The organism is Adlercreutzia sp. CNCM I-6216, from assembly GCF_977113345.1.
Genome location: NZ_CDSBIE010000002.1, coordinates 49,501 through 76,406, shown reverse-complemented (window position 1 = coordinate 76,406; position 26,906 = coordinate 49,501). Strand labels below are relative to the sequence as shown.

Sequence of the window (26,906 nt, the reverse complement as noted above, 5' to 3'; positions counted from 1 at the left end):
GGCGAGTAGCGTGGGCTCGGCATCGACGCTCTTGCGCCAGTGCGCGGTTATGGCGGCGCTCGTGGCTGTGCTCGCGTGGGCGGCGCCGAGCGAGGTGAAGCCGTGGGTCGCCGGCACGGGCGCGGTGCTGCTGGCGGTGTTCCTCGTGGTGTCGCTGTACCGCCATCGCCAGATTCGCCGACTTGCCGAGGAGATCGACGAGGTGCTGCATTCGGGCCGCACGGTGGACTTTTCGAACTGCCGCGAGGGTGATGTGGCCGTGCTCGCCAACGAGCTGTCGAAGATGGTGTCGCGCCTTTCGCGCACCCGCGATCAACTGGCCCGCGAGCGTAACGCCCTGGCCGATTCCCTGGCCGATGTGTCCCACCAGATTCGCACGCCGCTCACGGCCATCACGCTCATGCTGCCCGTGGTGGAACGCGCCGATGACGCGCGGGAGCGCAAGCGGGCCGTGCGCGAGCTGGAGTCGATGATCGAGCGCGTCTCGTGGCTCGTGACCACGCTGCTGAAGATCGCGAAGGTGGACGCCGGGGCCATGCGCGTGGAGCGGCGTGAAGTGAGCGCTGCCGAGGTGGCGCGCCGGGCCGTGGCGCCTCTGGCCACGGCCATGGATCTGCGCGACGTGAACCTCGTGATAGAGCTGGACGAGACCGCCACCTTCCAGGGCGATGCCCCCTGGACCGCTGAGGCCGTGGAGAACATCGCGAAGAACTGCATGGAGCACACCCCTCCCGGGGGCACGGTGACCGTGGTCGTGCGCGAGGATGCCCTGGCCACCACTATTGCCGTTTCCGACACCGGCCCCGGCATCGCCCCGGAGGATCTGCCCCACATTTTCGAGCGCTTCTACCGGGGAAGGGGGTTCGTCCCGGCATCTCCCGAGCTTGCGCCCGAGGGGCGACTAAAGTCGCCCCCTTCAGAAGGCTTCGATCTGGCTGAGGGAATTCGATCAAAACCGTTCCGTTCGGCAAATACCGATTCGACCGACAGGATGCAGGCCGATCCCGTAGGGGGCGACCTCGGTCGCCCCTGGGCCGGCGACAGCGGAAGCGACGTGCGCCAGCCCGCCGGGTTCGGTATCGGACTCTCCCTGGCCCAGGCCCTCGTCTCCGCCCAGGGCGGCACTTTGCGCGCCTTCAACAACCCCGACGGCGGCGCCCGTTTCGAAATCGCCTTCCCGAAGCTCGTGGTATAGGCGGCGCGTCTGTTAATGCTCGAAATTTGGGACATTAGGCCCGTTAGTGTTCCAAATTTCGAGCATTAAGCCTTTTAATTACATTACCGTAATGGGCGCGTTAGGGGGCGGCAATGAGGGGTCGCCATACTTGTTCCGTAGATTGGGAAACCAGGAGAAGAAAGGCATCTGGCATGGACATTTTGACGGTCAGCCACTTGACGAAGATCTACGGAGAGGGCGAGGCGGCCACCCGCGCCCTGGATGATGTGTCCTTCAGCGTGGAAGAGGGCGAGTTCGTGGCCATCGTGGGCTCGTCGGGCTCGGGCAAGTCGACGCTCTTGCACCTCATCGGCGGCGTGGACCGACCTACCTCGGGCCACGTGCTGCTGAACGGCGCCGACGTGTACGCGCGCTCCGACGAGGAGCTGGCGGTGTTCCGGCGCCGCGAAGTGGGGCTGGTGTACCAGTTCTACAACCTCGTGCCGGTGCTCAACGTGGTGGAGAACATGACGCTGCCCGTAGCCCTGGACGGTCGCGCAGTGAACGCGGGTCGTCTGCAGGGTCTCGTGCAGCGGCTGGGGCTCGCTGGCCGCGAGGGGCATCTGCCGAGCCAGCTTTCCGGCGGCCAGCAGCAGCGCGTGGCCATCGGCCGGGCCCTCATGAACGCGCCGGCGGTGGTGCTGGCCGATGAGCCCACGGGCAACCTGGACACCCGCAACAGCTGCGAGATCATGCAGCTTCTGCGCGATTCCAACCGCGAGTTCGGCCAGACCATGATCGTCATCACCCACGACGAGGAGATCGCGCTGGCCGCCGATCGCATCATCGCCGTGGAGGACGGTTGCATCGTGCGCGACGAGAGGATCCGCCGATGAACGCCACGACGAACTTCACCGTAAAGAGCCTGCGCGCCAACAAGGTACGCACGCTGGTGACCATCGCCGGCGTGGCCTTGGCCGCGGCTTTGCTTACGGCGGTGCTCACCACCTATGCATCGCTGAACGACTTCCTCTATCGCAATGAAGCAGCCCTGGCCGGCACGTGGATGGCCTGCGTGGAAGCCGACGGCAGCTCGGCGCTTGACGAGAAGATCGCCGACGCCCAAGCCGATTCGCAGGTTTCCGGCACGGCGATCATGCGCGATATCGGCTTTGCCGAGTTGACCGCCGACCAACAGGATACCCAGGGAACCTACCTGGCCATCCGCTCCATCGAGGGCGATGTGGGAGACGTCTGCGGCATCGAGCCCAGCGAGGGGCGCCTGCCCGAGAACGAGCACGAGATCATGCTCTTCGCCACTTGGAACGACTACGGCGGGGTGAGCCTCGGCGATACGGTCACCTTCAACGTGGGCCAGCGGGTGGCACGGCTCGCCCCGGGCGAGGAGGGCTCCATGTCCGCGGGCACCATGACCGCCTCGTGGGGTGTGCAAGGGGAGGCCCACGAGAGCGAGATCACCGACGGCGCGCCGCTCAACTCCTCCATGGGCGTGCTGGAGGCGGACATCGACGGTGGCATCTTCAACGAGGAGGTCACGAACACCGAGGAGCGCACCTACACCGTCGTGGGCTTCTACGACCGTCCGGGTTACGCCCTTTCCACCGCTGCGGGCATGGTGGGCGTGACCGCCGGGGCCGCTGCGCCCGACGCCTTTACCGACGTGTTCCTCACGCTGAACGACGTGACCAACACCCAGCAGGTGGAAGAGGCCGCAGAGGCGCTGTTCCCCGACGAGCACGTGGTGCTGCACACGGCCATGCTGCGCTACATGGGCGTTTCCAGCGACTCCTCCATTTGGACGACGTTCTACGGCCTGGTCGTGGTGCTGGCGGCGGTCATCGTGGTGGCCTGCGTGTCGCTCATCTTCAACGCCTTCAACATCTCGGTAGCCGAGCGCATCAAGCAGTTCGGGCTTCTGTCCTCGGTGGGCGCGTCGCGCCGGCAACTGCGCCGCGCCGTGGTGCTGGAAGGGGCCATCGTGGCCGTCATCGGCATCCCCTGCGGGCTTCTCATCGGTTTGGCCGGGTGCGCCGTCACCTTCGCCGCCTTGGGGCCGGCGCTCGCCCAGCTGGCCGGATCGGTGGAAGTTCCCTTCCGCGTGGCCGTGAACGGCTGGGTGCTGCTGGTGGCCTCGGTGCTCACCTTCGTCACCGTGCTCGTGTCCGTGTGGATTCCGGCGAAGCGGGCGAGTCGCACGAACATTATCGACTCGCTGCGGGCCGCCAGTGGCAGCCGAGTTTCCCGGCGCGGGGCGGCTCGGGCCGCGAAGTGCACGGCGCCCTCGTCGCTGTGGAAGGCGCGTGGGGCGGCCGGGCGCGTGCTCGGCGTCGGCGGCATGCTGGCGCGCATCAGCCGCAAGCGCGGCACGGGGAAGGGCCGGGCAGCCTCGGTGTCGCTGGCGCTCGCCATCGTGCTGCTTATGACTGCCGGCTCGCTGAGCGTGTTCCTCGGCACCCTGACCGACGTGGTGACCGGCGGCGGCGAGCTGGCCGGCGAGGTGGGCGTCATGGCCCAACTGGATGTGGAGACGCCGCAGGGCGAAGGGACGGCCGACGGGGACGTGCAAGCCGGCAACGATGGCGCGACGGGTGCCGACAGCGCTGCGACCCAGCCCGCCGCTCCCATGACGCCCGAGGCGGTAGCGGCCGCGAACAACGAGCTGTTCGCCCGCCAGGCCGAGGTGTTTGCCGGCGCCTTCCACGATCTCTCCCAGGTGGCCGACGCCGAGCCAGTGGGTTGGAAAATGGGGACGGGGCTGTACGCTATGCTGCCCGAGGCCATGGCAGGGGAGGCCCTCGTCGATCAGGAGAACGGCATGGGCGGCAAGATGGCCGACGGCCGCGTCGGCACCGTGGGGTCGGTAGCCTACCTCGACGACGCCGCCTTCGACGACTACGCGAAGAGCTTGGGGCTTGACCCCGCCGACTTCCGCGATCCGGCTCACCTGCGGGCCATCGCTTTGGCCCAAGGCTACGGCAACAACGGCAGCGTCTACCAGCTGCTCAACGTGCTGCGCGAGCCGGGCACGTTGGAGGCCCTTACGGCGGCGACCTATCACGGCGAGCCGGCGGCGGGCATCGGCGTCGGCGCAACGTCCGGAGAGGGCAATTCTGAGGCCTTCGCCTTCCAACCCTACCTTGAAGGCGATGACGACGGGGTCGAATGGTTCCCTCTCGAGGAGGCGGAGGTGCAGACAGTCTCCGTTGAGGTTGTCGCCCTGGCCGAGGAGGCGCCTGCTATCGCCAGCGCCCGCGGAGAGGGTCTGCAGCTCATCGTGCCCGAGTCTGTGGCGGCTTACCAGAGTTTCGGCAATGACGCCCCCATCTTCTACGGCTACTTCGACTCCGCCGATGGCGACCACGGCGCGCTCGCCGAGGAGCTGGCGACGGCCGGCAGCGCGTACTTCCACGACAAGAGTCCCTACGGGCTGGCGTTCTACTCCTTCAACGACTACATCGAACAGCGCGACTCCAACCAGATGATCGCCACGGTGGTGAACGTGTTCTGCCTGCTGTTCGCGGTGATTCTGGCGCTCATCGCCATGGCCAACGTGTTCAACACGGTGACCAACAGCCTCATCCTGCGCCGCCGCGAGTTCGCCGTCATGAAGTCGGTGGGACTCTCGAACCGGCAGTTCCGCGCCATGGTGGCCGAGGAATGCGTCGCCTGGTGCGTCCGCGGCCTCGTGCCCGGCGTGCTGCTGTCGCTTTTCGTGTCCTTCCTGCTGTGGCAGGTGATCTCCGGATCGATGACGGGGCTGCCCTTCACGCTGCCCTGGAGCTACGTGGCCCTGGCCGCCGCCATGACCGTGGTCGCCGTGGGTGCGTCGGTGGCCTACGGCATGCACCGCTGCCGCGCCGACAACGTGGTAGAGGCCCTGCGCGCCGACGCCGTGTAGGAGGTGCTGCGACATCAAGCAAGGCGGGTGAGGGTGCGCTGCGTCCCCCACCCGCCCGAGTAAACTTGGTTTCTGCATCAAGGGGTGCCGAAATGATGCAGATAAGTTGACTACGATGCAGAAAACGTGGCCTAGTCCCCGTTTTCTGCCTTCGCTTTCGCCTTCGGGCTCAGGCCGCCTTTGCAGTAGCCGTAACGGCCCGAAAGGGCGATCATGAACGTGGCGGCCACTACGCAGGTGAGCCCGTCGCCCACGGTGACCGAGAGCCAGATGCCGTCGATGCCGAACAGCATCGGCAGCACGATGACCGCCGCCACCTGGAACACCAGCGTGCGCAGAAACGAGATGAGCGCCGAGACGAGCCCATTGTTGAGCGCCGTGAAGAACGCCGAGGCGTACATGGCGAATCCCATGAATAGAAAGCACAGGGCGTACAGCTTGTAGGCGCTCACGGTGAGTTCCAGCAGGGCCGCGTCGTAGCTGACGAAGATGGCCGAAAGCGGGGCGGCGAGCCACTGGCCGAGCAGGAACATGACGATGCTCGCCACGCCGATGATCCCGAGGCTCTTCCACAGAAGCGAGCGCATTTCAGTATGGTTCTGGGCGCCGTACTGGAAGCTCATGAGTGGGGAAGTGCCCACGGAGTAGCCCATGAACACGGCCGAGAAGATCATCACGGTGTACATGATGACGCCGTAGGCCGCCACGCCGTCCTCGCCGATGAAGCGCAGAAGCTGCCAGTTGTATAGGATGCCCACGAGGCTCATGGCGATGTTGGTGACCATTTCCGACGAGCCGTTGGCGCAGGCCTTCCCGATGACGGGCCAGCGCAGATGCGGTCGCACGAAGTACAGGTGCGTCGAGCGCTTGCGGGCGAAGTAGACGAGTGGAATGCCGCCGCCGATGAGTTCACCGATGTTCGTGGCGAGCGCCGCACCGGGAAGCCCCCAGCCGAACACGCCGACGAACAGGAAGTCCAAAAGGATGTTCGCCACGCCGGCCGCCACGATGACCAGAAAGCCGTACTTGGGCTTGCCCGCCGTGACGAAGAAACTCTGGAAGGCATACTGCAAGATGAAGAACGGCAGCGAGATCATCATCATGCGGCCGTAAAGCGCGGCGTCATGGTGCATCTGGCTTCCCGGCGTGGCGCCGAGCATGGTGGCCGTGGGCTCCATGAAGAACCAGCCGCCAAGGGAAAGCACCGAGCCCACGGCGAAGGCGAAGATGACGAGCAGCGAGAAATGGCGCCGCGCCCGGGGCCGGTCGCCCTCGCCCAAGGTCTTGGCTACAAGGGCGCTGCCGCCGGTGCCGATCATCATGCCCACGGAGGCGAGGATCATGACGGCGGGGAAGATCAGGTTCACGGCGGCGAGCGCCGTTTTGCCGGCGTAGTTCGACACGAAGAACCCGTCCACGATGGTGTAGCACGAGGTGAAGATCATCATGGCGATGGTGGGCAGCGTGAACCGTATGAGGGCGCTGGTGGAGAAATGTTTGGACATATCGACTGACATGGGGAAACCTTTCGGAGAAAAGAGGGCAGAACAAGCAGGGAAAGCGGGCGTCTCTAGTGGAAGGTGAGAGCCGAGAGGTTTTCGTTCAGCGCGTTGATGTAGCGCTTCATGGCGCTGGTAAGTTGGCGCTGCTCTTCATCGGTGAAGATTGCGACGGCTTCATGCTCGGCGGCCAGTACGGCTTGAATGTGGGCTTCGTACTGCTTTCTCCCGTAACCAGTCAGATAAACGCGTTGAGTGCGGGGCGTGTCTCCTCGCAGCTCGACTACGCCTTTGTCGACCATGCGCTTGATAGACGAGTGCACCGTTTGCTTCGAAGAGAATCCGAGCTCGCACAACTGCTTCTGTGTGAGCCCATCTTCGTTGACGAGCGCGTACACGATATCGAAGGCGCAATCAGGGAGTCCCATGCGCCACGCGGTTTGGCGATACAACTCGTCAGCTTGGCGGTAGAAATCATCGATGGCGCGGATTGTCTCCGCGATTTGGCTTTTCTCGTCGAGCGCGGTGTTTTCGTTGAGTGCGATCTTGTCGGCGTTCATGGGCTTTCTGTACCTCAAAATGCGATTGGTCTGATTTCGGACTAACGAGTTTGCTAGTATAGTCCGAAATCAGACCAAAGCAAGGCCTTCACAAGGTTTCCAAGGCCTCTCGACGGCGATTGCCGAGTTAGTGCGCAAAAAAGTGCGATCGTGCGAGTTTCAAGCTCGCACGATCGCACTTTTCTCTGCACGACGCCTCGAAAAAGGGGGCTAGGACTCGCACAATCGCACTTTTTTGCGCACAGGAGGCGCCTTGGGCTTCTGAAGCTAGAACTCGCGCTTCTCGTAGAGCTTGGCGGCGACGAAGGCGCTGGCCACGTAGATGAGGGCGACAACGGCTACCAGGGCGGCGGCGAGGAAGAGGTAGTTGTTGCCGGTGTCGAGCCACTGCACGAGGTCGGCGAGGACGCCGGTGAGCTGGACGCCGTTGCCGAAGAAGGCGACAGCGAAGGCGACGATGAGAACCACGATAATAGGAACGATGCGGGCGGCCTTCGTCATTCCGAAGCGCGTGATGACGGGCATCGCCACTGCCATGGCGATGGCGACGACGGACACGCCGCCTACTGTGGATCCTACGATCATTTCAGGAGTGTTTTCAGACGGCGAGAGGCTCTCGGGCAGCCACTCCGCCGGCAGGAGCCCCGCCAGGGCCGCAATTCCCAGGCCCAGCACGAGAGCCAAGGCTAGGGATCCCACCGTGAGAAGGGCGATGGAGGCGTAGCGTCCGAACACCACTTGGCGGCGAGTGAGGGGCAAGGTGAGACGGAAGCGCTCCCAGTTGTTCTGCTCGTCGTAGGCGGCGAGGCTGAACAGACCCGTGAAGGGAACCATGGCGGCAATAGCGGCCGCAGTGCCCACCGCGCCCATGACGTATCCCATGAATAGGGCGATGACGAGGCAGATGCCGAGCAGCTGCAAAAGAACGCTCCGCAGGACGGCAAAGTCGGAAACGATCATGGCTTTCATCGGGATTCCCCTTTCAGAATGAGGGTCATGTAGTCTTCAATGGTGGCCTTGTCCACGGGGATATCGGGGAAGGCGCGGGCGAAGGCGAAGCGGTCGGGGGCGAGCACGTCGCAGCCGTAGTCGTGGCGCAGGATGCGGGCCTCGCCGGGGGCGAAGAAGCCGGCATCCAAGATGGCAGTCACGTCGGCGGCGCGGCAGCGGGCCACGCCGGCCTCGTCGGTGATGGCATCCTTGGGGGCCGTAAACACGATGCGGCCGGCGTCCACGCAGACGACCTCGTCGGCGATCTTTTCCAAGTCGGAGGTGATATGGGTGGACATGAGGATGCCGCGATCGCCCTCGGCCATGAAGTCGCGCAGAAGGTCGAGCACCTCGTCGCGGGCGATGGGGTCGAGTCCGGCTGTGGCCTCGTCCAGCACGAGCAGCTCCGGGTTGTGCGAGAGCGCGAAGGCCAGCGTCAGTTTCATGCCCATGCCGCGCGAGAGCTCGCCCACCTTCTTTTTCGGGGCCAGGTTGAAGCGGTCGCACAGCGCGGCGAACTGGACGGCGTCCCATTCGCGGTAGGCTGCCCGCCCGATAGCGCCCACATCGCCCACGCGGCAGGTGTCGGGGAAGGCGCAGGTGTCCAGCACGACGCCGATGCGCGATTTGATGGTGTCCAGCTCGGGGCTGCCGCAGGCGATGGGCTGGCCGAACAGGCGCACGGCACCCTCGTCGGCGGCGATGATCCCCAAGGCCGCCTTGATGGTGGTGGTCTTGCCAGCGCCGTTCGATCCGATGAAGCCGACGACGCAGCCCGGTTCCACGGCCAGGCTCACGCCGGAAAGCTCGAAGTCATCGTAGCGCTTGCCCAGGTTGTCTATTTCCATGAGGTAAGTCATGTCCGCTCCTCGTTCAGTTTTCTTCCAGCAGCACATCCAGCATGGCGTGCAGATCGGCGGCTTCTATGCCGGCGTTTTCCGCTTCGGCCACGGCGCGGGCGAGGTGTCCCTCCACCTGGCGCAGCCGCTCCTCGCGCAGAAGCTCCAGGTTGCCTCCGGCGACGAAGGAACCCTTGCCCTGCACGGTGTCGATGAAGCCGGCTTCTTCCAGTTCCGCGTAGGCCCGCTTGGTGGTGATGACGCTGATGCGCAAATCGTTCGCCAGGGCGCGGATGGAAGGAAGGGGATCGCCCTCGGCCAGCTCTCCGGCCATGATGGCCGCCTTGATCTGACGCGTGATCTGCTCGTAGATGGGCTCGCTGCTTCCGTTTGAAATGATGATGTCCAAGGTGCCTCTTTCGCAGACGGCGTATCGCGAGCTCCGGCAGCGCTCGTCTTCGCGACGAGCGCCCAAGGTGCGGCGATGTGCCGTCCTAGTTTCGGCCCTTGCCGCCCCAGCGTCCCGGGCGCGGCAAGGGCGTGAATAGTGTATATACCCTACATGCACAGTATATACACACCTATACACAGCCGTCAAGGCCGCCGGAAAAGATTTCCGTCGGTTGCGGTACAGATTTTTGAGTTGTTAGACACGAGAAGAGAGATGCAGAGCGCGACAGGAAGTTTAGTGTTTGGTTAGAATAATTGCGAACTGGTGTTTTACGACGAAGTGATTTTACGGCATGATGAATCCTGACGGTGTTTTGCAGGCGCATGCCTAACAACTCGAAAATCTTGTCTTCGTGCGCGAGCTTTCTTGTCTGAATGAGGGAATTGCAGGCTCGGGGTCGGCTCGGATCTGTCGGGAGATGGAAAGTGCGCTGCCTACGACCGCGACGCCGTGGCCCTTCGCCGTGATTTAGACGTGGAAGACGACTGGCCGTGGCGCCACGACACCTTGTCCTGTGGCCAGCAAAAGCGGCTGCAGGTAGCTTGCGCGCTCTGGCAGCGTCCCGATCTGCTTGTTATGGACGAGCCCACCAATCACGTCGATGTCCCCACCCGCGAGGCCGTCACGGCGGCTCTTGCGCGCTTCAAGGGCGTGGGCCTGCTGATCTCCCATGACCGCGCCCTGCTGGATGCGCTGTGCTCCCAGTGCTTGTTCATGGCGGCCGGTCAGGTGACGGCGCGGCCCGGCGGCTACAGCCAGGGGCGCGGGCAGGAGCAGCTCGAGCGGGAAACGGCCGTCCGCCGGCGCGATCAGGCGAAGCGCGAGAGAAAGCGCCTCGCGGGGGAGGCCCAGCGCCGTCGGGAGGAGGCCTCGCGGGCGGCCGGCATGCGCAGCTGCCGCAACCTCGACCCGAAGGACCATAGCGGGAAGGCGCGCGTCAAGCTGGCCGTCTACACGGGAAAGGACGGCGTGGCCGGCAAGCTGAGCTCCCGTATGGAGGGCCGCCTGTCTCGCGCTGAGGAGACGCTGGCGTCGGTTAAGGTGGAGAAGCGCTACGACGGTGACTTATGGATGCGCGCCGAGCCGAGCGCGCGCAAGGTTCTCCACCGGCAGCCGGAGCTGACGCTGGCCCTTGGGGAACGTCGGCTTCTCGTGCCCCCGTTTTCTGTCGGGAACGCCGATCACATCGCCCTGACCGGCCCCAACGGTGCCGGGAAGACCACGTTGGTGAGTGAGGTGGCACGGCGGATCGACCCGACCGTGCGGGTGCTCGTCATCCCGCCGGAGCCCACCGCCGAGCAGTGCCGTGACGCGCTTTCTCGATTGGCCTCCCTCGATTCGCGTAGTCGCGGGCGGGTGCTGGCGGTAGGATTTCTCCCCCTTCTTTTTCGTTGACAGAGCGGGGCGTTTTCGCCATACTGAGCAGTGGGTTTGGGGACGATGATTTGTGGAAGGAACCACCATGACCGCAACGATTCGGCCCTCTTTGATCTTTAACATGGATATCGAGGCGCCAGGCGGATCGGCTGTGCAAAGCCGGCCGTATTTTGTTGCGCCATGCAGCGGTTAGTGGGAGAGGATATCCATGGACAACATTCTGGGACTTTTCGAGAAGCTTGAGAGCCAGTCGCTGGCGGTGCAGCCGAGCCGGTGCGTGGTGGTGCGCAATCGCAACGCTTCCTGCCGTCGCTGCGCCGAGGCGTGTCCGACGGGTGCCATTCTCGTGGAAGGCAACGACTTGGCCGTGGCCCCCGAACGCTGCATCGGTTGCGGCACCTGCGCTACCGTGTGCCCGACGGCGGCGCTGGAATCGAAGAAGCCCGACGACAAGGGCTTGCTGAAGGCGGCTGTGGCGGCCATGCAGGCCAACGACGGGGTGGCCGTGGTCATGGACGAGGCCATGCAGGCGGCCGCCGAGGGCAAGTACGACCCGGCGAAAGTGGTGGCGGTGAAGAGCCTCGCCCGGGTGGACGAGAGCCTCATCGCCGTGCTGGCCGCCGGGGGCGCGAGCTCCGTGGTCCTCGTGGCGGGGCCGCGGGCCGCAACCGACGGAGAAGGGGCCGCCGCGGCCGATGCCGACCCCGCGGCCGCCGATTCGCTGGCCACGGAAGCCGCCGACGAGGCCGCCGAGGTGGACGCCGCTGTCGACCGCACGGCCCGGCTCGTGCGCGACACGGCCGCCCTGCTGCTGGAGACCTGGGGCAGCGACGTCACGGTGAAGCTTACCACCAAGCTGCCCCGTTCCGTGCGCCTTACCGCGCCGGCCGATTTCGACACGGGGCGCCGCGGCTTCTTCTCGTCGATGCGCGACGAGGCCCGGGCCGCCGCAGCCATCACCGCCGAGCACGTGGTGCGCGAGAAGCTGGGCGCCGAGGAAGAGGAAGAGCCGAAGTTCGCGAAAGTGGGCGAGGACGGCACGCTGCCCCACTTCCTGCCCGAGCGTCGCGGCCGGCTGCTGTTGGCCCTCAGCAACATGGGCGAGCCGGACGACGTCATGATCGACACGCGGCTGTTCGGCCACGTCATCATCGATCCCGAGAAGTGCACGTCCTGCCAGATGTGCGCCACGTTCTGCCCCACGGAGGCCATCCACAAGTTCGGCGACGCCGCTACGGCCGCGGAGACCGGCAAGCCCTTCGGCATCGACCACTACACGGGCCGCTGCGTGCAGTGCCGCTGCTGCGAGGACATCTGCCCCACGGGCGCGCTGACCCTGTCCACCGACGTGTTCGCCGCCGACGTCACCAAGCGCGGCCGCTCCGAGCGCATCCCCATGAAGCCCCGCGCCCGCAAGGTGAACGACCCCAAGTCCATCGTGAACGCCATGAGCGCCCTGCTGAACGTGCCGAACGTGTACGAGCGGTAGAGGCGGTTTGCGTCGTCCCGACTGGCCGGGGAATTCGGCTGGCGGCCACTGCGGCTCCTACTCCCCGTAAGGGTTAGCGGCCTGCACCAAATCCAGCAGTTCTTGCTGGGAGTGGATGCCGAGCTTCTTGTAGATGTGCTGGCGGTGGGTGCTCACGGTGCTCTTTGAGATGAACAACTCGTCTTGGATGTAGGCGAGGTTGCGGCCCTTCGCGAACATGATCATGATCTCGCCCTCGCGTTCCGACAGGCCGTAGCGCTCGATGATGAGGCGGCACTTGTCCTGGAAGCGTTCGCGGCGCTCCAGGGGCAGGATGTCCATGGTCTCCATGAGTACGCGCTCGTTGAACACGGCCCCCATGGCCACGAACACCGCCAGCACCGCCACGAGCATGCAGGCGTATACGGTCGCAGGCGTAAGGCCGCCCACCAGTAGGGCGAAGCGGCCGAGCAGAAGCCCCGCCAGGGGACCTAGGGCCCAGCCGGCGCGGATGAGCGCGAAGGTACGCACCCGAGTGGCGGAGAAACGCTGGCAGAGGGCAGCGGTCATGATCCACATGAACAGGCCGAAGCACGAGTTGGCCGCCTGGTTCACGGCATAGGGGACGATGCTCGTCAGGGACGCCCAAAGAAGCGGCGCCGGCCCCAGCAAGACGCCCACCATGAGAAACAGCGTGATGCCGCCGTAGCACAGCCGCGGCATGGAGAGGGTCTTCACGCTCATCATGGCCAGGGCGATGAGGATAGCGCCGATGACCACCGCCGCCCCAGCCAGCGCCTGCACGAGGGCGTAGGCAGCCCCTCCGGCGCTCGCGATGTCCATTTGTATGTAGAGGGTGCGCATGAGCTCGTGGGCGAAGCCGACGAGGGCCACGCAGAGCACGATGCGGAAGACGAGGCGCGAGACCTGGCGATGCTCGTCGGCGTCGGTGAGGGGGTGCTGGTCGGCCAGCTCGATGACGCTGATCTGCGCCGCCTCGCGGATACGGCGGATGGCAGCCCACAGGGCAACAGCCGCGCCGACGGGCAACAGGGCGGTGAAGGCCAAGGCCGGCGGAGGCGAGAGCACGAGCGAGAAGCTGAACAGAAGCGGCGAGGCGATCTGCCCGATGGCGACGGCCGCTGTGGCCTCGCGCAGCGATACGCGGGAGAGCGCCATGCCGAAGTACATGAGGAAAAGCGCCGAGGCCACCCCCGACAGCACCCCGGTGCCGGCAACGAAGAGCGAGCCCTCCGGGGATGGAAGACCGCCGAGGGGCATGGCCAACGTCGCGAGCACGGTGCACGCCGCCGAGACCCAGAAAGTGCCCCTGCGGGCGAGCAGGCGTCCTGCGCCGTGCTCGAAGTAGCCGACGAGCAACAGCGTGAGGGAAAGCACCGTGATGGAAACCAGGTACACCGCGTCTAAGACAGACTCGCCGTGATCCGCGAAGGCGAAGATGCCCACGCTTTGGAACGCCCCCATGACCCAGGTGCCATTGAGCGCGAGTGCGCATCCCAGAAGCGCGATGATGACGGGCGACGAAGCAGTGAAACGCGTTCCCATGGATTTCCCCCTAACCTCCCATCTATTGTAAACGCTCCGGCGCGTCTGCGGAGAAAATGACCCGCTGTCAATAAGGAAGCGAAGAAATCCCAGGTCAAACCTATCGTGCTACCAGCATGATTTTCTCATTTGTTGCATTTTCGCCAAAAACGCGCTCCCAGCCCGATGGTGCGGCCGGGGCGGGCGCGGTAGGGTCGTGCAGTGTCTGATGAAGGGTCAGACTCATTCGAGAGGAGGAGAACCATGGCTTCATTGACCATGACGCGCCGCACCTTCGCGAAAGTGGCGGCGGCCACGGCGGCGGCCGCGGGCCTGGGCGCCGGCGCGACCGGCACGGCCCTCGCCGAGACCGACGCCGGCCCCGAGAAGGGCAACGAGGTCAAGCGCATCCGTTCCGCCTGCCGCGGCTGCGGCAAGATGGAATGCGGTGTGTGGGTGACGGTGCAGGACGGTCGCGTCATCAAGAGCGAGGGCGACGAGAGCGCCTTCCAGTCGGCGGGCAACCACTGCGCCAAGGGCCAGGCGTCACTGCAGGCGGCCTACCACCCCGACCGGCTCCGCTATCCGCTGAAGCGCACCACCCCGAAGGGCGAAGACCCCCAGTGGCAGCGCATCAGCTGGGACGAGGCCTACAAGACCACGGTGGACGCCATCCATGCCAACCAGGACAAGTACGGCAAGGAAACCTGCATCTTTATGGGCGGCACGTCGCGTATTTGGTCCATGGCCCCCTACGGCGCCTTCAAGCAGCTGTTCGGCAGCCCCAACGGCATTCAGGCCAACGAGATTTGCAAGGGGCCGCGCTTCTACGCCACGGCCATCGACGCCTCCAACGCCTACAGCTGGATGGAAGTGGTGGGCCGCCCGCGCGTGTTCGTGCAGTGGGGCGGCGCTTCCGAGCTCTCCAACTACGACGACAGCTGCCGTACCACGGTGGACGTGGCCACCCGCGCCGACAAGCACATCATCGTGGACCCGCGCCAGACGAACCTCGGCAAGGAGGCGGACATCTGGGTGAACCTGCGACCCGGCACCGACGGCGCCGTGGCCAACTGCTGGGCCCAGGTCATCATCGAGAACGAGCTGTACGACGATCTGTACGTGCGCAAGTGGATGAACGCTCCCATGCTGGTGGTGCAGGAGGAGAGCTTCAAGCCCACGCCCACGAGCTCCGCCCAGCAGTCGGCGAACATCGTCACGCGCATTCTGAAGGAATCCGACCTGAAAGAGGGCGGCTCCGACGGCCGCTTCATGGTCATCAACGAGAAGAACGGCGAGCTGTCCTGGTACGACGCCACGGCTGCCAACCCCGGCTGGGAAGGGGAGGACTGGAAGCCGGCCACGGAAGGTCGCGAGGCGAATCAGCCCGGCCTGGACGCCACGGGTCAGACCCAGGGCTTCGTGCTGGACTACGTGCCCTTCCCTGACGGTCTCTGGCCGGCGCTGCACACGGAAGAGGGCGGCCGCGAGGTGACGCTCAAGGACGGCACCAAGGTGCACGTGCGCACGGTGTGGGAGCACTACATCGACTTCCTCGCCGACTACACCCCGGAGAAGGCCAGCGAGATCACCGGCGTTGACCCGGAGGTGCTGAAGGAAGCGGCCATCACCTATGCCACGCGCGTGGACCCCTCCACGGGCTACGGCAACGGCGGCATCCAGTACATGCTGGCCCCCGAGCATGCCTGCAACTCCGTGCAGAACCAGCGCGCCTGCGACCTCGTGTGCGGCATTACCGGCAACATGGATATTCCCGGCGGCATGCGCGGCTCCACCCCCGGCTGGCCCTTCTTCGACCTGGGCATGTGCAATCCCGATTCCCCGGAAATCCCGCCCTACGATTCCAGCAAGATCCTGGGCTCCATCGAGTTTCCCATGATCGGGTCGGATCGCGGCCCCGGTTGGGCCGACGCCACGAGCATCTACGACGCCATCGAGACCGGCACCCCCTACAACGTCACCTGCGGCATCGGCCAGACCGGCGACTTCATGAACCAGTCGAACTCCATCAACGCCGCCGAGCAGCTGAAGAAGCTCGATTTCTGGTGCTCCATCGATCTGTGGCACACCCCCTGCGTGGACATGATCGCCGACATCGCCATGCCCGCCGCCCACTGGATGGAGCTGGACTGCATCCGCAAGTCCCAGGGCTCTTCCGGCGCCTTCGGCGCCACGGTGAAGGCCATCGACCCGCCCGGCGAGGCCAAAAACGACTTGGAGATCGTCGTGGGCCTGTACCAGGCCGCCGGCGTGCCCTACTTCGACGAGGCCAAGCACGGCGCGAAGTGGTTCACCGGCGACGAGGCCGTGAAGCACTGCAACGAGGTGGGCCTGGCCGGCTTCCGCATTCCCGATTGGGACGATTACAAAGCGGAGTTCCAGAAGAACGGCTGGTTCGATTCCAAGGTCGAGAAGCCCGAGGCCTGGGGCACCTACCGTCGCTACCAGGTGGGCACCAACGCCGTGAACGGCGACTTCCCGCCGCTGCCCCCCGAGGCCCAGCACCAGGGCTGGAACACCACCACCCACAAGCAGGAGATCTGGTCGCTGCTTTTGGAGTCGTGGCTTGTGAACGGCGCCGGCAATGACGGCGTGCGCCCGAATTTGCCCTACTCCGACACCGAGCAGTTCTCCGACAAGGAGATGTTTCCCCTGTTCGTGGAGGCGCCTCACGGGCCGGTGGCCGACCCCGACCTGTTCGCCGACGAGAACTCCTTCCTCATGACCACGGGACGCCGCCAGGGCACCTACTTCCATTCCGAGCACCGGCAGCTGCCCTGGTGCCGCGAGCTGTGGCCCGTGCCGCGCCTGGAGATGAACCCGGTGGACGCCGAGCGCATCGGCGTGACCCAGGGCGACTGGGTGTGGATCGAGACCGACCAGCACAAGATCCGCGAAGTGGTGGACCTGTACTACGGCATCGAGCCCGGCGTGGTGAACGCCGAGCACCAGTGGTGGTACCCGGAGCTGAAGCAGCCCGACCATGGCTTCATGCTGTCCGGCGTGAACTGCCTCATCGACCGCCATGCCCAGGACCGCATCTGCGGCTCGTCCAACTTGCGCGCCTACGGCGTGAAGGTGTACAAGGCCACGCCCGAGAACTCGCCCTTCGGCAACCCCGTGCCCTGCGGCGACGACGGCACGGAGATCATCCATACCTGCGACGACCCGCGCCTGAAGGAGTGGCTGCCCGACTACGCTTCCGAAAGGGGTGAGGCATAATGACCCAGTACGCGATTCTCACGGATGTGAACAAGTGCGTGGGCTGTTTGGCCTGTTCCATCTCGTGCAAGGTAACCAACGACGTGCCGGTGGGCTCCTACTGGAACAAGGTGCTGCGCATCGGCCCGAACCCGCGCCAGGAAGGCGGCCAGTGGCCCGACGTGTACACGTACTTCCTCACCATGCAGTGCCAGCACTGCGAAGATCCGGAATGCGTGAAGGTGTGCCCCACGGGCGCCTCCCATAAGCTGGCCGACGGCACGGTGCAGGTGGACAAGGAGAAGTGCATCGGCTGCCAGTTCTGCGCCATGAGCTGCCCCTACGGTGTGCGCTACCTGAACGAGACCGAACGTGTGGTGGAGAAGTGCACCCTGTGCGAGCAGAAGATCGCCCAGGACGAGCTGCCCCAGTGCGTGGCCCAGTGCGGCGGCCGGGCGCGGTTCTTCGGCGATTTGGAGCAGGGGCTCGAGAGCTTCGTGGCCCCGGGGGCGCCGGTGAAAAGCGGCGACAAGTCCTACGATGGCTGCGCGGCGGCTCGGGTGACCCTGGGCGAGTGCACCGGCGAGGGCCCGGAATACCCGGTGAAGCCCTACACCGATGCCGAGATCCACCATCTGCCCGACGTGGGCAACAAGCCCAGCTTCGTGTACATCCTGCGCCGCGAGACCTGGCAGGGCGGCGAGTAGCATCGCTTCGGCAGGGCGTCTTGCCTCCCAGGGCGCCCTGCTCTTCTGCCGATTTTCCGGGGGAACCTAGGAGAGAGGATTTTGATTATGGAACTGCAATGGCCTTTGATTCTGTTCACTACCCTGGTGGCCTGGTCGGCCGGCGTGTTCGGCACCCAGGCAGTGCTGGCCCTGCGCGGTGAGGCCCCCAAGGCCCAGCTGTCCTGCTGGATCACCGCGGCCGTGCTGCTGGCGGCCGGCGGCATCGCGGTGTTCTTCCATCTGGAGCACTTCGAACGCATCTTCAACGGCTTCGGACATTTGACCAGCGGCATCACCCAGGAGCTCATCGCCATCGTGGTGCTGGCCGTGGCGGCCATCGTGTACCTGGTGTACCTGCGCCGCGACGAGGGGAAGGTGCCGGCGTGGCTGGCTGTGCTCTCCATCGCGCTGGCGGCCGTGCTCGTGGTGGTGATGGCCCACTCCTACATGATGAGCGCCCGTCCCGCGTGGGACTCGGTGCTGTGGATCTTCTACGTGCTCGGCAACGCCTGTGTGCTGGGGCCGGCCACGGTGGCCCTCGTGTGCGCCATCGTGAAGGAGCCGGTGCGGCTGGCGGCCACGGTGGCCCTGATCGGCGCGGCCGTGAACGCGGTGACCACCATCGTCTATGCCGTGACGCTCCAGTTTTTGGAGGGCTCGTTCACTACGGTGGGCTACTATTCCGACCCCACCATGCCCACCGCGCCTTTGGTGGACGTGACGGCCGTGGGCAATGTGTTCACCGGTGAGCTGGCGCCGCTCATGTGGATCGGCGTCATCCTGGTGGGCGCCGTGGTGCCCCTCATCGCGGCCCTGCTGGAGAAGCGCTCCGGTGCCACCCCGGCCGCCGACGGCACCGCCGTGGCCTCCCGGGCCGAGCTGTGGATGGCCGTGGCCGTGATCGCCGCCGTCATCGGCGCCATCTGCATGCGCGTCGTCTTCTACGAGCTGGGCGCCAGCGTGTTCATGCTGTACTAGGCTCGATTTTTCTCAGGGCCATCCTGAGACAACGAAAGCCCCCGATGAGGGCGGGTTCGCATCCCCAAACCCCTTGCAAACGCGAACCGCCCCCACCGGGGGCTTTCTGCCTCTTACGGATGCATGGAATAGCCGATGAAGATTGAGATGACACCTACAGATATGTGCGGATGATAATTTCCTTCACTTCTTCTGGGGCATAGGCAGCCAGGCCGATGTCCTTCATGAAATGCGGGGGACATTCGACGATCTCCACGAACTCCTTCACATCCGTTCGCAATGCCCCTGGTAACTCCACACGAATTGTCGGTGGCAAAAGCGAGCACAGGCGGAAGATATCGCGTCGGTGCTTTCCGATTTCCCCCGAACGTACGGGCTCTCCGTTGGCTCGGGCTTCTCGAAGATTGAGATACGCCTTCATTTTGAAGAGGGGCAAATACTCGTGGGAAAGGGTGGGGAAGCCGTAGCGGTGCGTGACGGCCTCCTTCGAGGCGAGAAGCCCGTAGTAGGCCTCATCCAGCAAAATGGCGGACAGACTGTAGGCGGCGTTTTCTACGGGAACCTTTCCGATACGGGCCTCGATGCCTTCCAGGTAGTCGGGTCGGCGACTGAGCAGTTCTATCTGATGGGGGTAAGCTGAACTCGCCGGACGGCAGAAGCGGAACATCTGCGCATCCCCGCTCTTGGTGACGTGGGTGTAGTGGGCTTCCCGAACGAACTGGATGAATTTCGCGACGAATGGGGCATCGAGCGCCTCCGCGATGAGCACCATATCGAAGTCCTTGGTGCCCGATTCTTCCCAGAGCCCCGCTTCGCGGTAGATCATCTCCCGCGCCACACCGCCGATAACAACGTAGCGCGTCGCATCTTCGGCGAACCAGCGCGTGAACTCTGCCAAGCCGGGAATGGCGTCTTCTAGATGGGCCATCCTTCGGCCTCCTTGATTTCGTCTACCGCCATGTCAATGCGTTCGTCGCGGCGGTCGATGGTCTTCAGCATGGTGAAGGGGTCAACGGCTTCGTCTTGGGCGAAGGGAGCTGGATCAAAGGCAAGGACTTGGATTATAACTGCTGGATCGCCCTCTTCGACGGCTAAGGGCGTGAGATTCGCGGCTTGTTTGGGGCCTATCGCAAAAACAGACGTCTGCGGTGCCATGAGAAGAGTGCGAGCGGCGAGGGCGGAAAGGCCGCTTCGGAACGCATCCTCTGGAACGGCGTCGCGGGGCAAAGACAGTGTCTTCTTGACAGTTCGGCCAAAGAGCCGCCAGCCTTTTTCAAAGTATGCGGCAGGGTCGGCGACGGTGTAGTAGGCGGTGCGGTTGGTGGGGCCTCCTGTCCTTCGCTGCAGCAGCCCGTGGCGGAGAAGTTCCTCGCAGGCCCGCTGGGCTCCCCCTCGCGATAGGCCGGTGCGAGCGCACACGTCCTTGATGGTCGAGGGGGTTCCCCCGTAGTAGAGAAAGTGCAGGAACGCGGTTTTCCCCATGGCGGTCAGCTCAGTGTCGAGGGGGCGCGGCTTTGTCGCGGGCGATGGTATCGTGCGAAGCAGTCCGGGAAGGTAGAACTCTCCCGCCTGCGTTAGGAACGGCGCACGAGCTGCAATGAGGCGTTTTCTCAGGTAGGGAGTTATGGTGTCGAGATGGCACACCACAGGTGCCTGAAGTGCCGACGATATAAGCTCGCTCTGAGAGAGGAGGATCTCAGGTTTGATGGAAGCGGTAGGGCGGACGAACAGCGTGCGATTTCCGAAGAGCAGAACCGAATCGAACGAGAAAAGCGCGCACGTGGCGAGAGGTAGCTTGTCGCGCAGGGCGGCATGGTCAAAATCCACGTCAGGGGCGATGGCCTCGTTTCCGACGATGTCTCTCAACTGATTGATGAGATCACTTTCTTCCATATGATACCCTTTTGTAGCAATTAAAAATTTTGAGTATCAGTTTATATGAGAGAAGATGGGAGCGCAAGCGCGGCACCACGCAAAAGCCCCCGGTGGGAGAGGCTCGCGTTCCCCAAATCCCTTGCAACGCGAATCTCTCCCAGCGGGGGCTTTCTGGCGGATGGGACACCCTACCGGGTAAGGTGTCCCACTGGCTTTGGAAAAGTGGGCTCCGCATCCGGCGAAGTGAGACGCGTTATCCGGTAGGGTGTCTCACTTCGCGGCGGGGGCGTCCCGGATGGTGCGGGTGCCGGTCCCGGCGGGCGAATGAGTGCCGGGACCGACGTGTGACGGCGAGGGCGGCCGCCCCAGGCCGCGTGGGAAAGACGCAGCGGGAGGGGGAAGGCGGGGCGGCCGCGTCGCTTACGCGGATTGGTCTTCGGTGGGCTCGATCTCCTTCAAGTAGATGCTCGGGCTCGTGGTGGCGATGCGCTCGCCGCGGCGCAGGCGCACGCGGCCGATCTCCAGCTTGAGCTGTTCGGCCCCCACCAGGTCGATGGAGGTGAACCAGCTGGCGACGAGGCGCTCGGTGGGCTTGCTCGCGGCGGCGTAGAGGCGGCGGATGTCGGTGGCCCGGGCGAGCTTCTGCTTGTCCGGGGTCATGACCGTGGCGTCGAAGTAGTCGCGGCTGGGGAAGAAGCCGTTCACGAAGCCGGCCAGCACGAGCACGGCCGGCGAGCGGCCGACGAGGTGCTCGGGGGCGCCCACGAGCACCCGGCCCGCGGTGTCGCCGAAGGCCGCGCCGCCCAGGGCCCGCCGCGCCCGGCGGCTCAGGGTCGCGGCATCGGTGCCGCCCTCCTCGCCGGGGGCCGGGGCCGTGAGGGCACCGACGAGGGCCCGCGCCCGCGCCGCCCCGTCGCCTTCCAGGCCGAGGCCGGCCGCGAGGGCGTCCAGCAGCCCGTCACCTTCCAGGCCCTGCACCGAGGCGACGAGCTCGCGCCCGGCGCGGTAGGCGTCCACGATGCGGCCGATGCCCGTGTTCGGGAAGCCCTCGGCGGGCGCGGCGGCCGACGCCTCCTCCAGCAGCGCCACGAGGCCCGCGCCCTCGGCGGCGGCCCCGGCCCGCATATCGGCGAAGGCGGCGCTGTTGGCCAGATAGTCGCCGAAGCCGCACCAGGAGCGCCAGGCCAGAGCGTTGGCGGGGTCGGCTGCCAGGTCCAGGGCCGCCAGCAGCCGCGCCGGGGCGCAGCGGTCAAGGTCGCGGTAGTCGCCCACGGAAAGCCGTCCCTCCACGGGCGCGGCGGCGGCAATGTCCCGCGCGGCCAGGGCCCGCAGGACCTGGCGCATCCAGGCGGGATGGAAGGTGAGCACGTACACGTCCTCGGGGGCGCAGCCCGCACCCAGGGCCGCTTCCACGGCCTCGGCCACGGCGGCCACCTCGGCGGCGGGGTCGGCGCTCTCCCGGGCAGTGAAGGAGTCCGTCGCCGGGGCGTCGCCGACCCCGGTGATCTCCGGGGCACCGGGGGCCGCGTCCTCGCGCAGGCGGCTCGCCGCGTGGGCGGCGGCCCCGCAGGCATGGCTCTCGGTCAGCACGATGCGCTCGCAATCGGCGTTGGCCTGGGTGAACTCGCCCACGCCCTCACCATAGGGGTAGGAATCGAAGACCTCCACCACGGCCGCGGGATCGGCGGCCACGGCGATGGAGTCGCGGGCCAGCAGGTTCGCCACATGTTGGGAGGCGCGGGAGAGCATCTGGTAGTCGTCCACGAGCACGTGGGCCCGCTGGGCGCCGGCCAGCGCCTCGCCGTCGGCCAGCAGGTAGCGCACGGCCAGGGCGGACAGCTCCGGTTCCAGAATGCCGCCGGTGAAATCGAGGATGCCCTTCAGCAGCCCGTGCACGTCGGCCTCCTCGCCGGCCAGCAGCCAGTCGGCGTTGCCGTCGGCGTCCTCCACCAGCTCGGTCCAGCTGCGGTAGAAGAACTTCAGCATCTCCTTGAGGCGGCGGTTCTTCAGGCCGCAGGTCTTCATGTCCTCCATGATGAAACCCATCTCCACCGGGGTGACGAGGCGCCCGGCCCGGTCGCTGAACGCGCGGCCTCCCTCGGTGGCAAGCAGCCCCAGGGCCACTTCGCGCACGCAGGTCGCTTCCACGGCCGCGCCGCAGGCCGCCTCCAGACGCGCCGCCAGCATGCGGGCCGCATCGGGCGTGGCCGCCAACACCAGCAGATCGCTCGGGGCCGCGCCGCCTTCCAGCAGCGCCGCCGCCCGTTCCACCAGGCGCGTGGTCTTCCCGCAACCGACGGCGCCCTCCACCAGCACGGCTTCGGGGGTCGGGGTCAGTTCGATAGCCATAGCCTTCCTCTCTTCCGTCGGCGCGGAGAAGCCCCCGCGCCCGTCGTGTCTTTCCCCGGCAAAGAGTACCGAATACTCCCTGCCGGGGAAAGACCGCTGAAACGGTCTTTCCCGTGGGTTGCCTTTGTCGGCGGCAAGGGCAGAGCCCTTTCCCTACGGCTCGGGGCAAGGGGGGCGGCGCCTTCCGCCTCCCTTGCCCGGGCGGCCCTGGGCCCTGCGGCCCGGGCGCGTTCCCGGTCGCAACGCCCGATCCGCGCGGGTTCTACGAAGCCGTCACCGCGTCCTCGTCCTCCACGACCACGGTGGATGCGCCCTGCACCTTCTGGGGCAGGAAGGGCATCTTGATGGCCTGGGTGGGGCAGGCCTCCACGCAGGCGCGGCACTTGGTGCACTCGCTGAAGCTCATACCGGCCTCGGGATGGCGCACGTTGATGCCCTGGGGGCACACGGCGGCGCACACCTCGCAGGAGGCGCCCTCCACGGTCTCGCGGCACTTCGCGTCGTTCACCTGTGGCACGAAAGTACGGTTCGCCTTGCCGATGAGGCTCATGAGGGCGCTGATGGGGCAGAAGGTGCTGCACCACTTGCGGAAGAACACCACCTCGACCAAAAGCAGCGCCGGCACGAGGATAACGCCCCAGGCCACGTCGCCGAAGGCGAACAGGCGCATGACCAGCACGATGGTGGCGAAGGTGAGGCCGATGGGGCAGATGAGGCAGAACACGGGGAACCCGAACACGGCCGCCGACAGCAGCGAGCCGCCGAGGATGACGTGGCGCGAGTCCAGCGCGGCCCGCTTCTCGGCGCAGGAGGAGCAACCGGCCTTCGAGCCGCAACCCTTCAAGGCCGCCTGCTCGTCGGCGGAAAGCGGCGCGGGCTCGGCCGCGGCTTCGGTCCCCGCCCCGGCGCCGTCGGCCACGGCGGCCTTCACCAGCGGGTTCTCGCTGGCGGGCAGCACGCCGGTGCCGGTCATGTCGGTGTTTGAGGTCTTCTTCGAGAAGATGCCGCGGATCTTCGACACCACGGGCACGGGGCACACCCAACCGCAGAAGGCCCGGGCGAACAGCAGGATGAGGGCGATGGCGATGACCACCGAAATGACCGCCCGGGGAATCATGGTCTTGGTGGCGATCATGGTCATAAGCGCCCCCAGGGGGCAGAGCAGCGAGATGTCCTGCCAGCCGATGGCCGACAGGGTGCCCACGCCCACGTGGGTGGCGAATCCCACGGCCACCACGGCGATGACCGCGAGGGGAATGATAGTGCGGAGTCGCTTGGTATTCACAGCGCTGGCCTCCTTTAGGCTTCGAGGGGACGGACGACGATGGCGCGCTCGGTGGCCCCGGCGGAAATGGAGCCGTTCTGCAACGAGACGCACACGCTCTCGCAGGCGCCGCAGCCGTTGCACGCGTCGTTCAGCACGTAGGGGCGGTTGTTCTCGTCCAGCGCCATGGCCTCGTACTCGCAGGCGTCGTAGCAGAAGCGGCAGCCGATGAGGCGGTAGGCCAGACACAGGTCCTGGTTCAGCTCGGCCAGGCCCAGCACGCCGGTCTCGGGGGTGCTTCCCGGTTTCAGCGCCTCGGTGGGGCACGACGCCACGCACAAGGGCTCGCCGCCGTTCTCCTCAGTGCACCAGTCGCACCAGTTCGCGCTGAAATCCATGACGGGGGTGCGCATGTTCAGCAGACCGTCCTCCAAGTGCGCCGGGGCGATGACGCCGCGGGGGCACACCTCGTAGCACTTCTCGCAGCGGATGCACGCCGACACGAGGGCGTCCTCGTCCTGGCCTCCGGGCGGGCGCACCAGCGGAGCGCTGCCGGCGTAGCGCACAGCCCCCAGCCCTACCAGCGCCGCCGTGCCGCCGAGCCCCACGCAGAGCGCCCGGCGCGTGATGACCGGCCGCCCGTCCTTCTTCGGGGCGGCCTCGGCGGCCTTCTCGTCGTTCTCAGCCATGGTCTTCTCTTCCTCTCTCATTCGCCCTTGGGTTGCAGTACGCAGTTGGCGGGAAGGACCCAGGGCCCTTCCCCGTGATGGGGCTTATTCGCCGTCCTCGTCCCCATCCTCGAAAATCTCGTCGAAGAACTCCTCTTCCACCTGCAGAAAGCCGTCGGTGAGACTCGCGAGGCCCTGGTAGAGGCCGCACTGCGCGAAGCGTCGCAGATCGGCGGTCATGAGCGGCACCCAGCTGGACAGGTGATCGGCCAGGAAGTTGCGCTGGGTGGCCAGCAGGCGCTCCACCTCGGCCTCGTCGTCGGCCTCGGCCGCCGCCACGATGCGGTCGCCGAGGGCCGCCATGAACTCCAGCTCCAAGGCGATGTGGTCCTCGGCCTCCTTCCAGGTGGGCAGCTTGTCGAGGCCCTCGCTGCGGTACACGGCCAGCACCTCATCGCGGGCCTCCTGCATCATGAGGCGCTTGGGGCTGGTGTACACCGACTCGAAGGGGTAGGCGGCGGAATAGGCGTCGATGCCGTGGCCGATGAAGGCCCGCACGTAATCGACGGCCAGGTCGGTAATGGCGTGGGCGTCGGCCCCGGACAGGTAGGTGGCGATGGTGCGGTAGCCGGTGTCCACGGCGGTGTTGCCCGTGGCGGCCGGGAAGCGCATGGTCTTCAACTCGGCCAGGAACTCCTCGTCCACTTCCACGCGGTAGAGGCGGGCGAGCAGGCGGTACACCGCGGAGCGCTGGGCGGTGAGCTCGGCCAGGGCGGCCAGGTCGGTGGCCTCCTCGGTCGCGGGGGTTGCTGCGGCGGCAGTGGCTATGGTGTCGGTTTCGGTCATGGGAATCTCCTCTGTTCTCGAAGGGGCGTACTCGACCGCCCTCTGGTTACCGGAAGGGAAGCGGTGGAAGGCGCCGCGCTACTGGGCGTCCGCGGTGGTCTCGCCGGTCTCGGCACCCTTATCGGCCTGCGCCTCGGGCTCGGGCGCGGCCTGGGCCGCTACGAGGTCGGCCACGATGCGCTGTCCCGCGCGGCCGACTTCGGTAATGCGCCAGCTCTTGTCGCGCCATTCCACGGCATCGCATTTCTCCAGCTTGTCGATGAAGTGGGGCGCGTACAGACGGGGGCTCTTCAGCAGCTCGTCGTTGTCCACGGCCTCGTTGATGGTCGGCATCGAAGCGCCGGCATCCTGGGCGGTAAGGCCGAGAATGCGCTCGTAGATCGTGGCGTACTTCGCGTCCTCGGCAAGCAGGTTGGTCAGGCGGTCGAGGGGCTTGTCGGCCTCGGCGTACGCCGCGCCGTCCTCAGTGGCAAGCCAGCAGACCTCCGGCGCCTCGCCGGCCTCGTAGTAGGACACGCCGTCGACTTCCACGAGCACCGGCTCCGGGTCGCCCTCGGGGTATGGCTCGCCGTCGGCGGTCACGCGGGCGAGGGCCCCGGCGCGCTCGAGCAAGTTCGCGAGCGAAGCGGGGGAGTACACGGAGAAGTTGTCTGTCTGCAGGCGATCCACCTCGGCATCCAGGGCGTCGGTGGTCTGCGGCGCGGCGCAGAACGTGATCATGCCGAGCAGCGTGCGACGGCGCGGCGCCATAGCGCTGAACAGGTCGGCGATGCGCTCGGGGGCCGGGCGCGTATCCACGACGGGCGCCGGGACGTCGGTGTGGGGGGTGCCCAGATAGCCCCCGGTTACCTCCTCAGCATCTTCTTCGACATCGTCGTCGAAGGCGCCGAGGGGGTCGAAACCCATGGAATCGTCTAATGCGAGATCGAGGAACGAGGAAGTGTCTTTCATGTCATCCGCCCTTTGAACAAATGCTTGCAGTCTTCCCTCTCGCACGCAGCGAGAGATGAACCTCGCCCCCGAGGTTCGACTTTTGCAAACATTGTCCGTCCGAGAATTCGGGCGGTATCCCCACAGCGCATAGTAGCCGAGGCCCATCGAATCCGTCAAGGGGGAAATTCCCCTGCGTCATCAGTCTGCCTGGCAAAAAGCCGTACTGGGCTGCGGGTTTT

General features: G+C 65.9%; 21 protein-coding genes. 8 read left to right on the top strand and 13 right to left on the bottom strand.

Features of this window, described 5'->3' with window-relative positions; all coding sequences use genetic code 11:
• Positions 1 to 10 precede the first annotated feature (10 nt).
• The 3 genes from ACYVRU_RS02110 (at position 11) to ACYVRU_RS02100 (ending at position 5,075) form a co-directional block, all read left to right on the top strand.
• On the top strand, positions 11 to 1,195 hold the full coding sequence (locus ACYVRU_RS02110; protein ID WP_114548863.1) for a sensor histidine kinase: 1,185 nt from the start codon (positions 11 to 13) through the stop codon (positions 1,193 to 1,195).
• Positions 1,196 to 1,368: 173 nt separating this feature from the next.
• Positions 1,369 to 2,052, top strand: coding sequence for an ABC transporter ATP-binding protein (locus ACYVRU_RS02105; RefSeq protein WP_114548862.1), 684 nt, complete (start codon positions 1,369 to 1,371; stop codon positions 2,050 to 2,052).
• Entirely contained in the window at positions 2,049 to 5,075 is a 3,027-nt protein-coding gene (locus ACYVRU_RS02100; protein WP_461185676.1) for an ABC transporter permease, read from the top strand. The genes ACYVRU_RS02105 and ACYVRU_RS02100 overlap by 4 nt, the downstream gene beginning before the upstream one ends.
• A gap of 131 nt (positions 5,076 to 5,206) precedes the next feature.
• On the opposite strand, the gene ACYVRU_RS02095 is transcribed toward ACYVRU_RS02100, so the two are convergent.
• The 5 genes from ACYVRU_RS02095 to ACYVRU_RS02075 form a co-directional block, all read right to left on the bottom strand.
• Positions 5,207 to 6,592: an MATE family efflux transporter gene (locus ACYVRU_RS02095; protein WP_452039283.1), complete on the bottom strand. Its 1,386-nt coding sequence runs from the start codon at positions 6,590 to 6,592 to the stop codon at positions 5,207 to 5,209.
• A 53-nt stretch (positions 6,593 to 6,645) separates the two neighbouring features.
• Complete coding sequence (locus ACYVRU_RS02090) at positions 6,646 to 7,134, bottom strand: MarR family winged helix-turn-helix transcriptional regulator (protein ID WP_227070432.1); 489 nt, start codon at positions 7,132 to 7,134, stop codon at positions 6,646 to 6,648.
• 267 nt (positions 7,135 to 7,401) lie between these two features.
• A complete protein-coding gene (locus ACYVRU_RS02085) occupies positions 7,402 to 8,103 on the bottom strand; it encodes an ABC-2 transporter permease (protein ID WP_114548858.1) in 702 nt (233 codons plus the stop codon).
• On the bottom strand, positions 8,100 to 8,984 hold the full coding sequence (locus ACYVRU_RS02080) for an ABC transporter ATP-binding protein (protein WP_157012421.1): 885 nt from the start codon (positions 8,982 to 8,984) through the stop codon (positions 8,100 to 8,102). The genes ACYVRU_RS02085 and ACYVRU_RS02080 overlap by 4 nt, the downstream gene beginning before the upstream one ends.
• Before the next feature lie 13 nt (positions 8,985 to 8,997).
• Positions 8,998 to 9,372, bottom strand: a complete 375-nt coding sequence (locus ACYVRU_RS02075) for a GntR family transcriptional regulator (RefSeq protein WP_114539498.1) — start codon at positions 9,370 to 9,372, stop codon at positions 8,998 to 9,000.
• Positions 9,373 to 9,864: 492 nt separating this feature from the next.
• On the opposite strand from ACYVRU_RS02075, the gene ACYVRU_RS02070 reads away from it, so the two are divergent.
• Positions 9,865 to 10,809, top strand: a complete 945-nt coding sequence (locus ACYVRU_RS02070) for an ATP-binding cassette domain-containing protein (protein ID WP_227070429.1) — start codon at positions 9,865 to 9,867, stop codon at positions 10,807 to 10,809.
• Positions 10,810 to 10,999: 190 nt separating this feature from the next.
• A complete protein-coding gene (locus ACYVRU_RS02065) occupies positions 11,000 to 12,280 on the top strand; it encodes a 4Fe-4S binding protein (protein WP_114539496.1) in 1,281 nt (426 codons plus the stop codon).
• Between the two features lie 57 nt (positions 12,281 to 12,337).
• Here the strand turns inward: ACYVRU_RS02065 and ACYVRU_RS02060 are convergent, their stop codons facing one another.
• Positions 12,338 to 13,825, bottom strand: a complete 1,488-nt coding sequence (locus ACYVRU_RS02060) for a helix-turn-helix transcriptional regulator (RefSeq protein WP_114548854.1) — start codon at positions 13,823 to 13,825, stop codon at positions 12,338 to 12,340.
• 243 nt (positions 13,826 to 14,068) lie between these two features.
• On the opposite strand from ACYVRU_RS02060, the gene ACYVRU_RS02055 reads away from it, so the two are divergent.
• The 3 genes from ACYVRU_RS02055 to ACYVRU_RS02045 all read left to right on the top strand — a co-directional run bounded on the left by ACYVRU_RS02055 (position 14,069) and on the right by ACYVRU_RS02045 (position 18,732).
• The gene (locus ACYVRU_RS02055) at positions 14,069 to 17,047 is read left to right on the top strand and encodes a molybdopterin-containing oxidoreductase family protein (RefSeq protein ID WP_114539494.1); all 2,979 of its coding nucleotides are present in this window, start codon (positions 14,069 to 14,071) and stop codon (positions 17,045 to 17,047) included.
• Complete coding sequence (locus ACYVRU_RS02050; RefSeq protein WP_114539493.1) at positions 17,047 to 17,733, top strand: 4Fe-4S dicluster domain-containing protein; 687 nt, start codon at positions 17,047 to 17,049, stop codon at positions 17,731 to 17,733. Before ACYVRU_RS02055 ends, ACYVRU_RS02050 begins: the two co-directional genes overlap by 1 nt.
• A gap of 87 nt (positions 17,734 to 17,820) precedes the next feature.
• A complete protein-coding gene (locus tag ACYVRU_RS02045) occupies positions 17,821 to 18,732 on the top strand; it encodes a dimethyl sulfoxide reductase anchor subunit family protein (protein ID WP_114539492.1) in 912 nt (303 codons plus the stop codon).
• 154 nt (positions 18,733 to 18,886) lie between these two features.
• On the opposite strand, the gene ACYVRU_RS02040 is transcribed toward ACYVRU_RS02045, so the two are convergent.
• The 7 genes from ACYVRU_RS02040 to ACYVRU_RS02010 form a co-directional block, all read right to left on the bottom strand.
• Positions 18,887 to 19,660, bottom strand: a complete 774-nt coding sequence (locus tag ACYVRU_RS02040) for a hypothetical protein (protein WP_114539491.1) — start codon at positions 19,658 to 19,660, stop codon at positions 18,887 to 18,889.
• The gene (locus tag ACYVRU_RS02035) at positions 19,648 to 20,625 is read right to left on the bottom strand and encodes a MarR family transcriptional regulator (protein WP_114539490.1); all 978 of its coding nucleotides are present in this window, start codon (positions 20,623 to 20,625) and stop codon (positions 19,648 to 19,650) included. The genes ACYVRU_RS02040 and ACYVRU_RS02035 overlap by 13 nt, the downstream gene beginning before the upstream one ends.
• A 402-nt stretch (positions 20,626 to 21,027) precedes the next feature.
• Positions 21,028 to 22,956, bottom strand: a complete 1,929-nt coding sequence (locus ACYVRU_RS02030; protein WP_452039282.1) for a UvrD-helicase domain-containing protein — start codon at positions 22,954 to 22,956, stop codon at positions 21,028 to 21,030.
• A 262-nt stretch (positions 22,957 to 23,218) separates the two neighbouring features.
• Positions 23,219 to 24,241 (bottom strand): 4Fe-4S binding protein, encoded by a 1,023-nt coding sequence (locus tag ACYVRU_RS02025; protein WP_461185675.1) that lies wholly within the window; start codon positions 24,239 to 24,241, stop codon positions 23,219 to 23,221.
• A 14-nt stretch (positions 24,242 to 24,255) separates the two neighbouring features.
• Positions 24,256 to 24,909 carry a 4Fe-4S dicluster domain-containing protein gene (locus ACYVRU_RS02020; protein ID WP_114539487.1) on the bottom strand — a complete coding sequence of 218 codons (654 nt, stop codon included), beginning with the start codon at positions 24,907 to 24,909 and terminating at the stop codon, positions 24,256 to 24,258.
• 84 nt (positions 24,910 to 24,993) lie between these two features.
• Positions 24,994 to 25,734, bottom strand: a complete 741-nt coding sequence (locus tag ACYVRU_RS02015; RefSeq protein ID WP_114539486.1) for a TorD/DmsD family molecular chaperone — start codon at positions 25,732 to 25,734, stop codon at positions 24,994 to 24,996.
• Positions 25,735 to 25,812: 78 nt separating this feature from the next.
• Complete coding sequence (locus tag ACYVRU_RS02010; RefSeq protein WP_114539485.1) at positions 25,813 to 26,685, bottom strand: hypothetical protein; 873 nt, start codon at positions 26,683 to 26,685, stop codon at positions 25,813 to 25,815.
• Positions 26,686 to 26,906 lie beyond the last annotated feature (221 nt).

Bases quoted from the DNA above. Each gene is read 5' to 3' on its own strand.
- ACYVRU_RS02105 (WP_114548862.1), top strand. From the start codon at position 1,369: ATGGACATTTTGACGGTCAGCCACTTGACGAAGATCTACGGAGAGGGC.
- ACYVRU_RS02100 (WP_461185676.1), top strand. From the start codon at position 2,049: ATGAACGCCACGACGAACTTCACCGTAAAGAGCCTGCGCGCCAACAAG.
- ACYVRU_RS02095 (WP_452039283.1), bottom strand. From the start codon at position 6,592: ATGTCAGTCGATATGTCCAAACATTTCTCCACCAGCGCCCTCATACGG.
- ACYVRU_RS02090 (WP_227070432.1), bottom strand. From the start codon at position 7,134: ATGAACGCCGACAAGATCGCACTCAACGAAAACACCGCGCTCGACGAG.
- ACYVRU_RS02085 (WP_114548858.1), bottom strand. From the start codon at position 8,103: ATGAAAGCCATGATCGTTTCCGACTTTGCCGTCCTGCGGAGCGTTCTT.
- ACYVRU_RS02080 (WP_157012421.1), bottom strand. From the start codon at position 8,984: ATGACTTACCTCATGGAAATAGACAACCTGGGCAAGCGCTACGATGAC.
- ACYVRU_RS02065 (WP_114539496.1), top strand. From the start codon at position 11,000: ATGGACAACATTCTGGGACTTTTCGAGAAGCTTGAGAGCCAGTCGCTG.
- ACYVRU_RS02060 (WP_114548854.1), bottom strand. From the start codon at position 13,825: ATGGGAACGCGTTTCACTGCTTCGTCGCCCGTCATCATCGCGCTTCTG.
- ACYVRU_RS02055 (WP_114539494.1), top strand. From the start codon at position 14,069: ATGGCTTCATTGACCATGACGCGCCGCACCTTCGCGAAAGTGGCGGCG.
- ACYVRU_RS02050 (WP_114539493.1), top strand. From the start codon at position 17,047: ATGACCCAGTACGCGATTCTCACGGATGTGAACAAGTGCGTGGGCTGT.
- ACYVRU_RS02045 (WP_114539492.1), top strand. From the start codon at position 17,821: ATGGAACTGCAATGGCCTTTGATTCTGTTCACTACCCTGGTGGCCTGG.
- ACYVRU_RS02040 (WP_114539491.1), bottom strand. From the start codon at position 19,660: ATGGCCCATCTAGAAGACGCCATTCCCGGCTTGGCAGAGTTCACGCGC.
- ACYVRU_RS02035 (WP_114539490.1), bottom strand. From the start codon at position 20,625: ATGGAAGAAAGTGATCTCATCAATCAGTTGAGAGACATCGTCGGAAAC.
- ACYVRU_RS02030 (WP_452039282.1), bottom strand. From the start codon at position 22,956: ATGGCTATCGAACTGACCCCGACCCCCGAAGCCGTGCTGGTGGAGGGC.
- ACYVRU_RS02020 (WP_114539487.1), bottom strand. From the start codon at position 24,909: ATGGCTGAGAACGACGAGAAGGCCGCCGAGGCCGCCCCGAAGAAGGAC.
- ACYVRU_RS02015 (WP_114539486.1), bottom strand. From the start codon at position 25,734: ATGACCGAAACCGACACCATAGCCACTGCCGCCGCAGCAACCCCCGCG.
- ACYVRU_RS02010 (WP_114539485.1), bottom strand. From the start codon at position 26,685: ATGAAAGACACTTCCTCGTTCCTCGATCTCGCATTAGACGATTCCATG.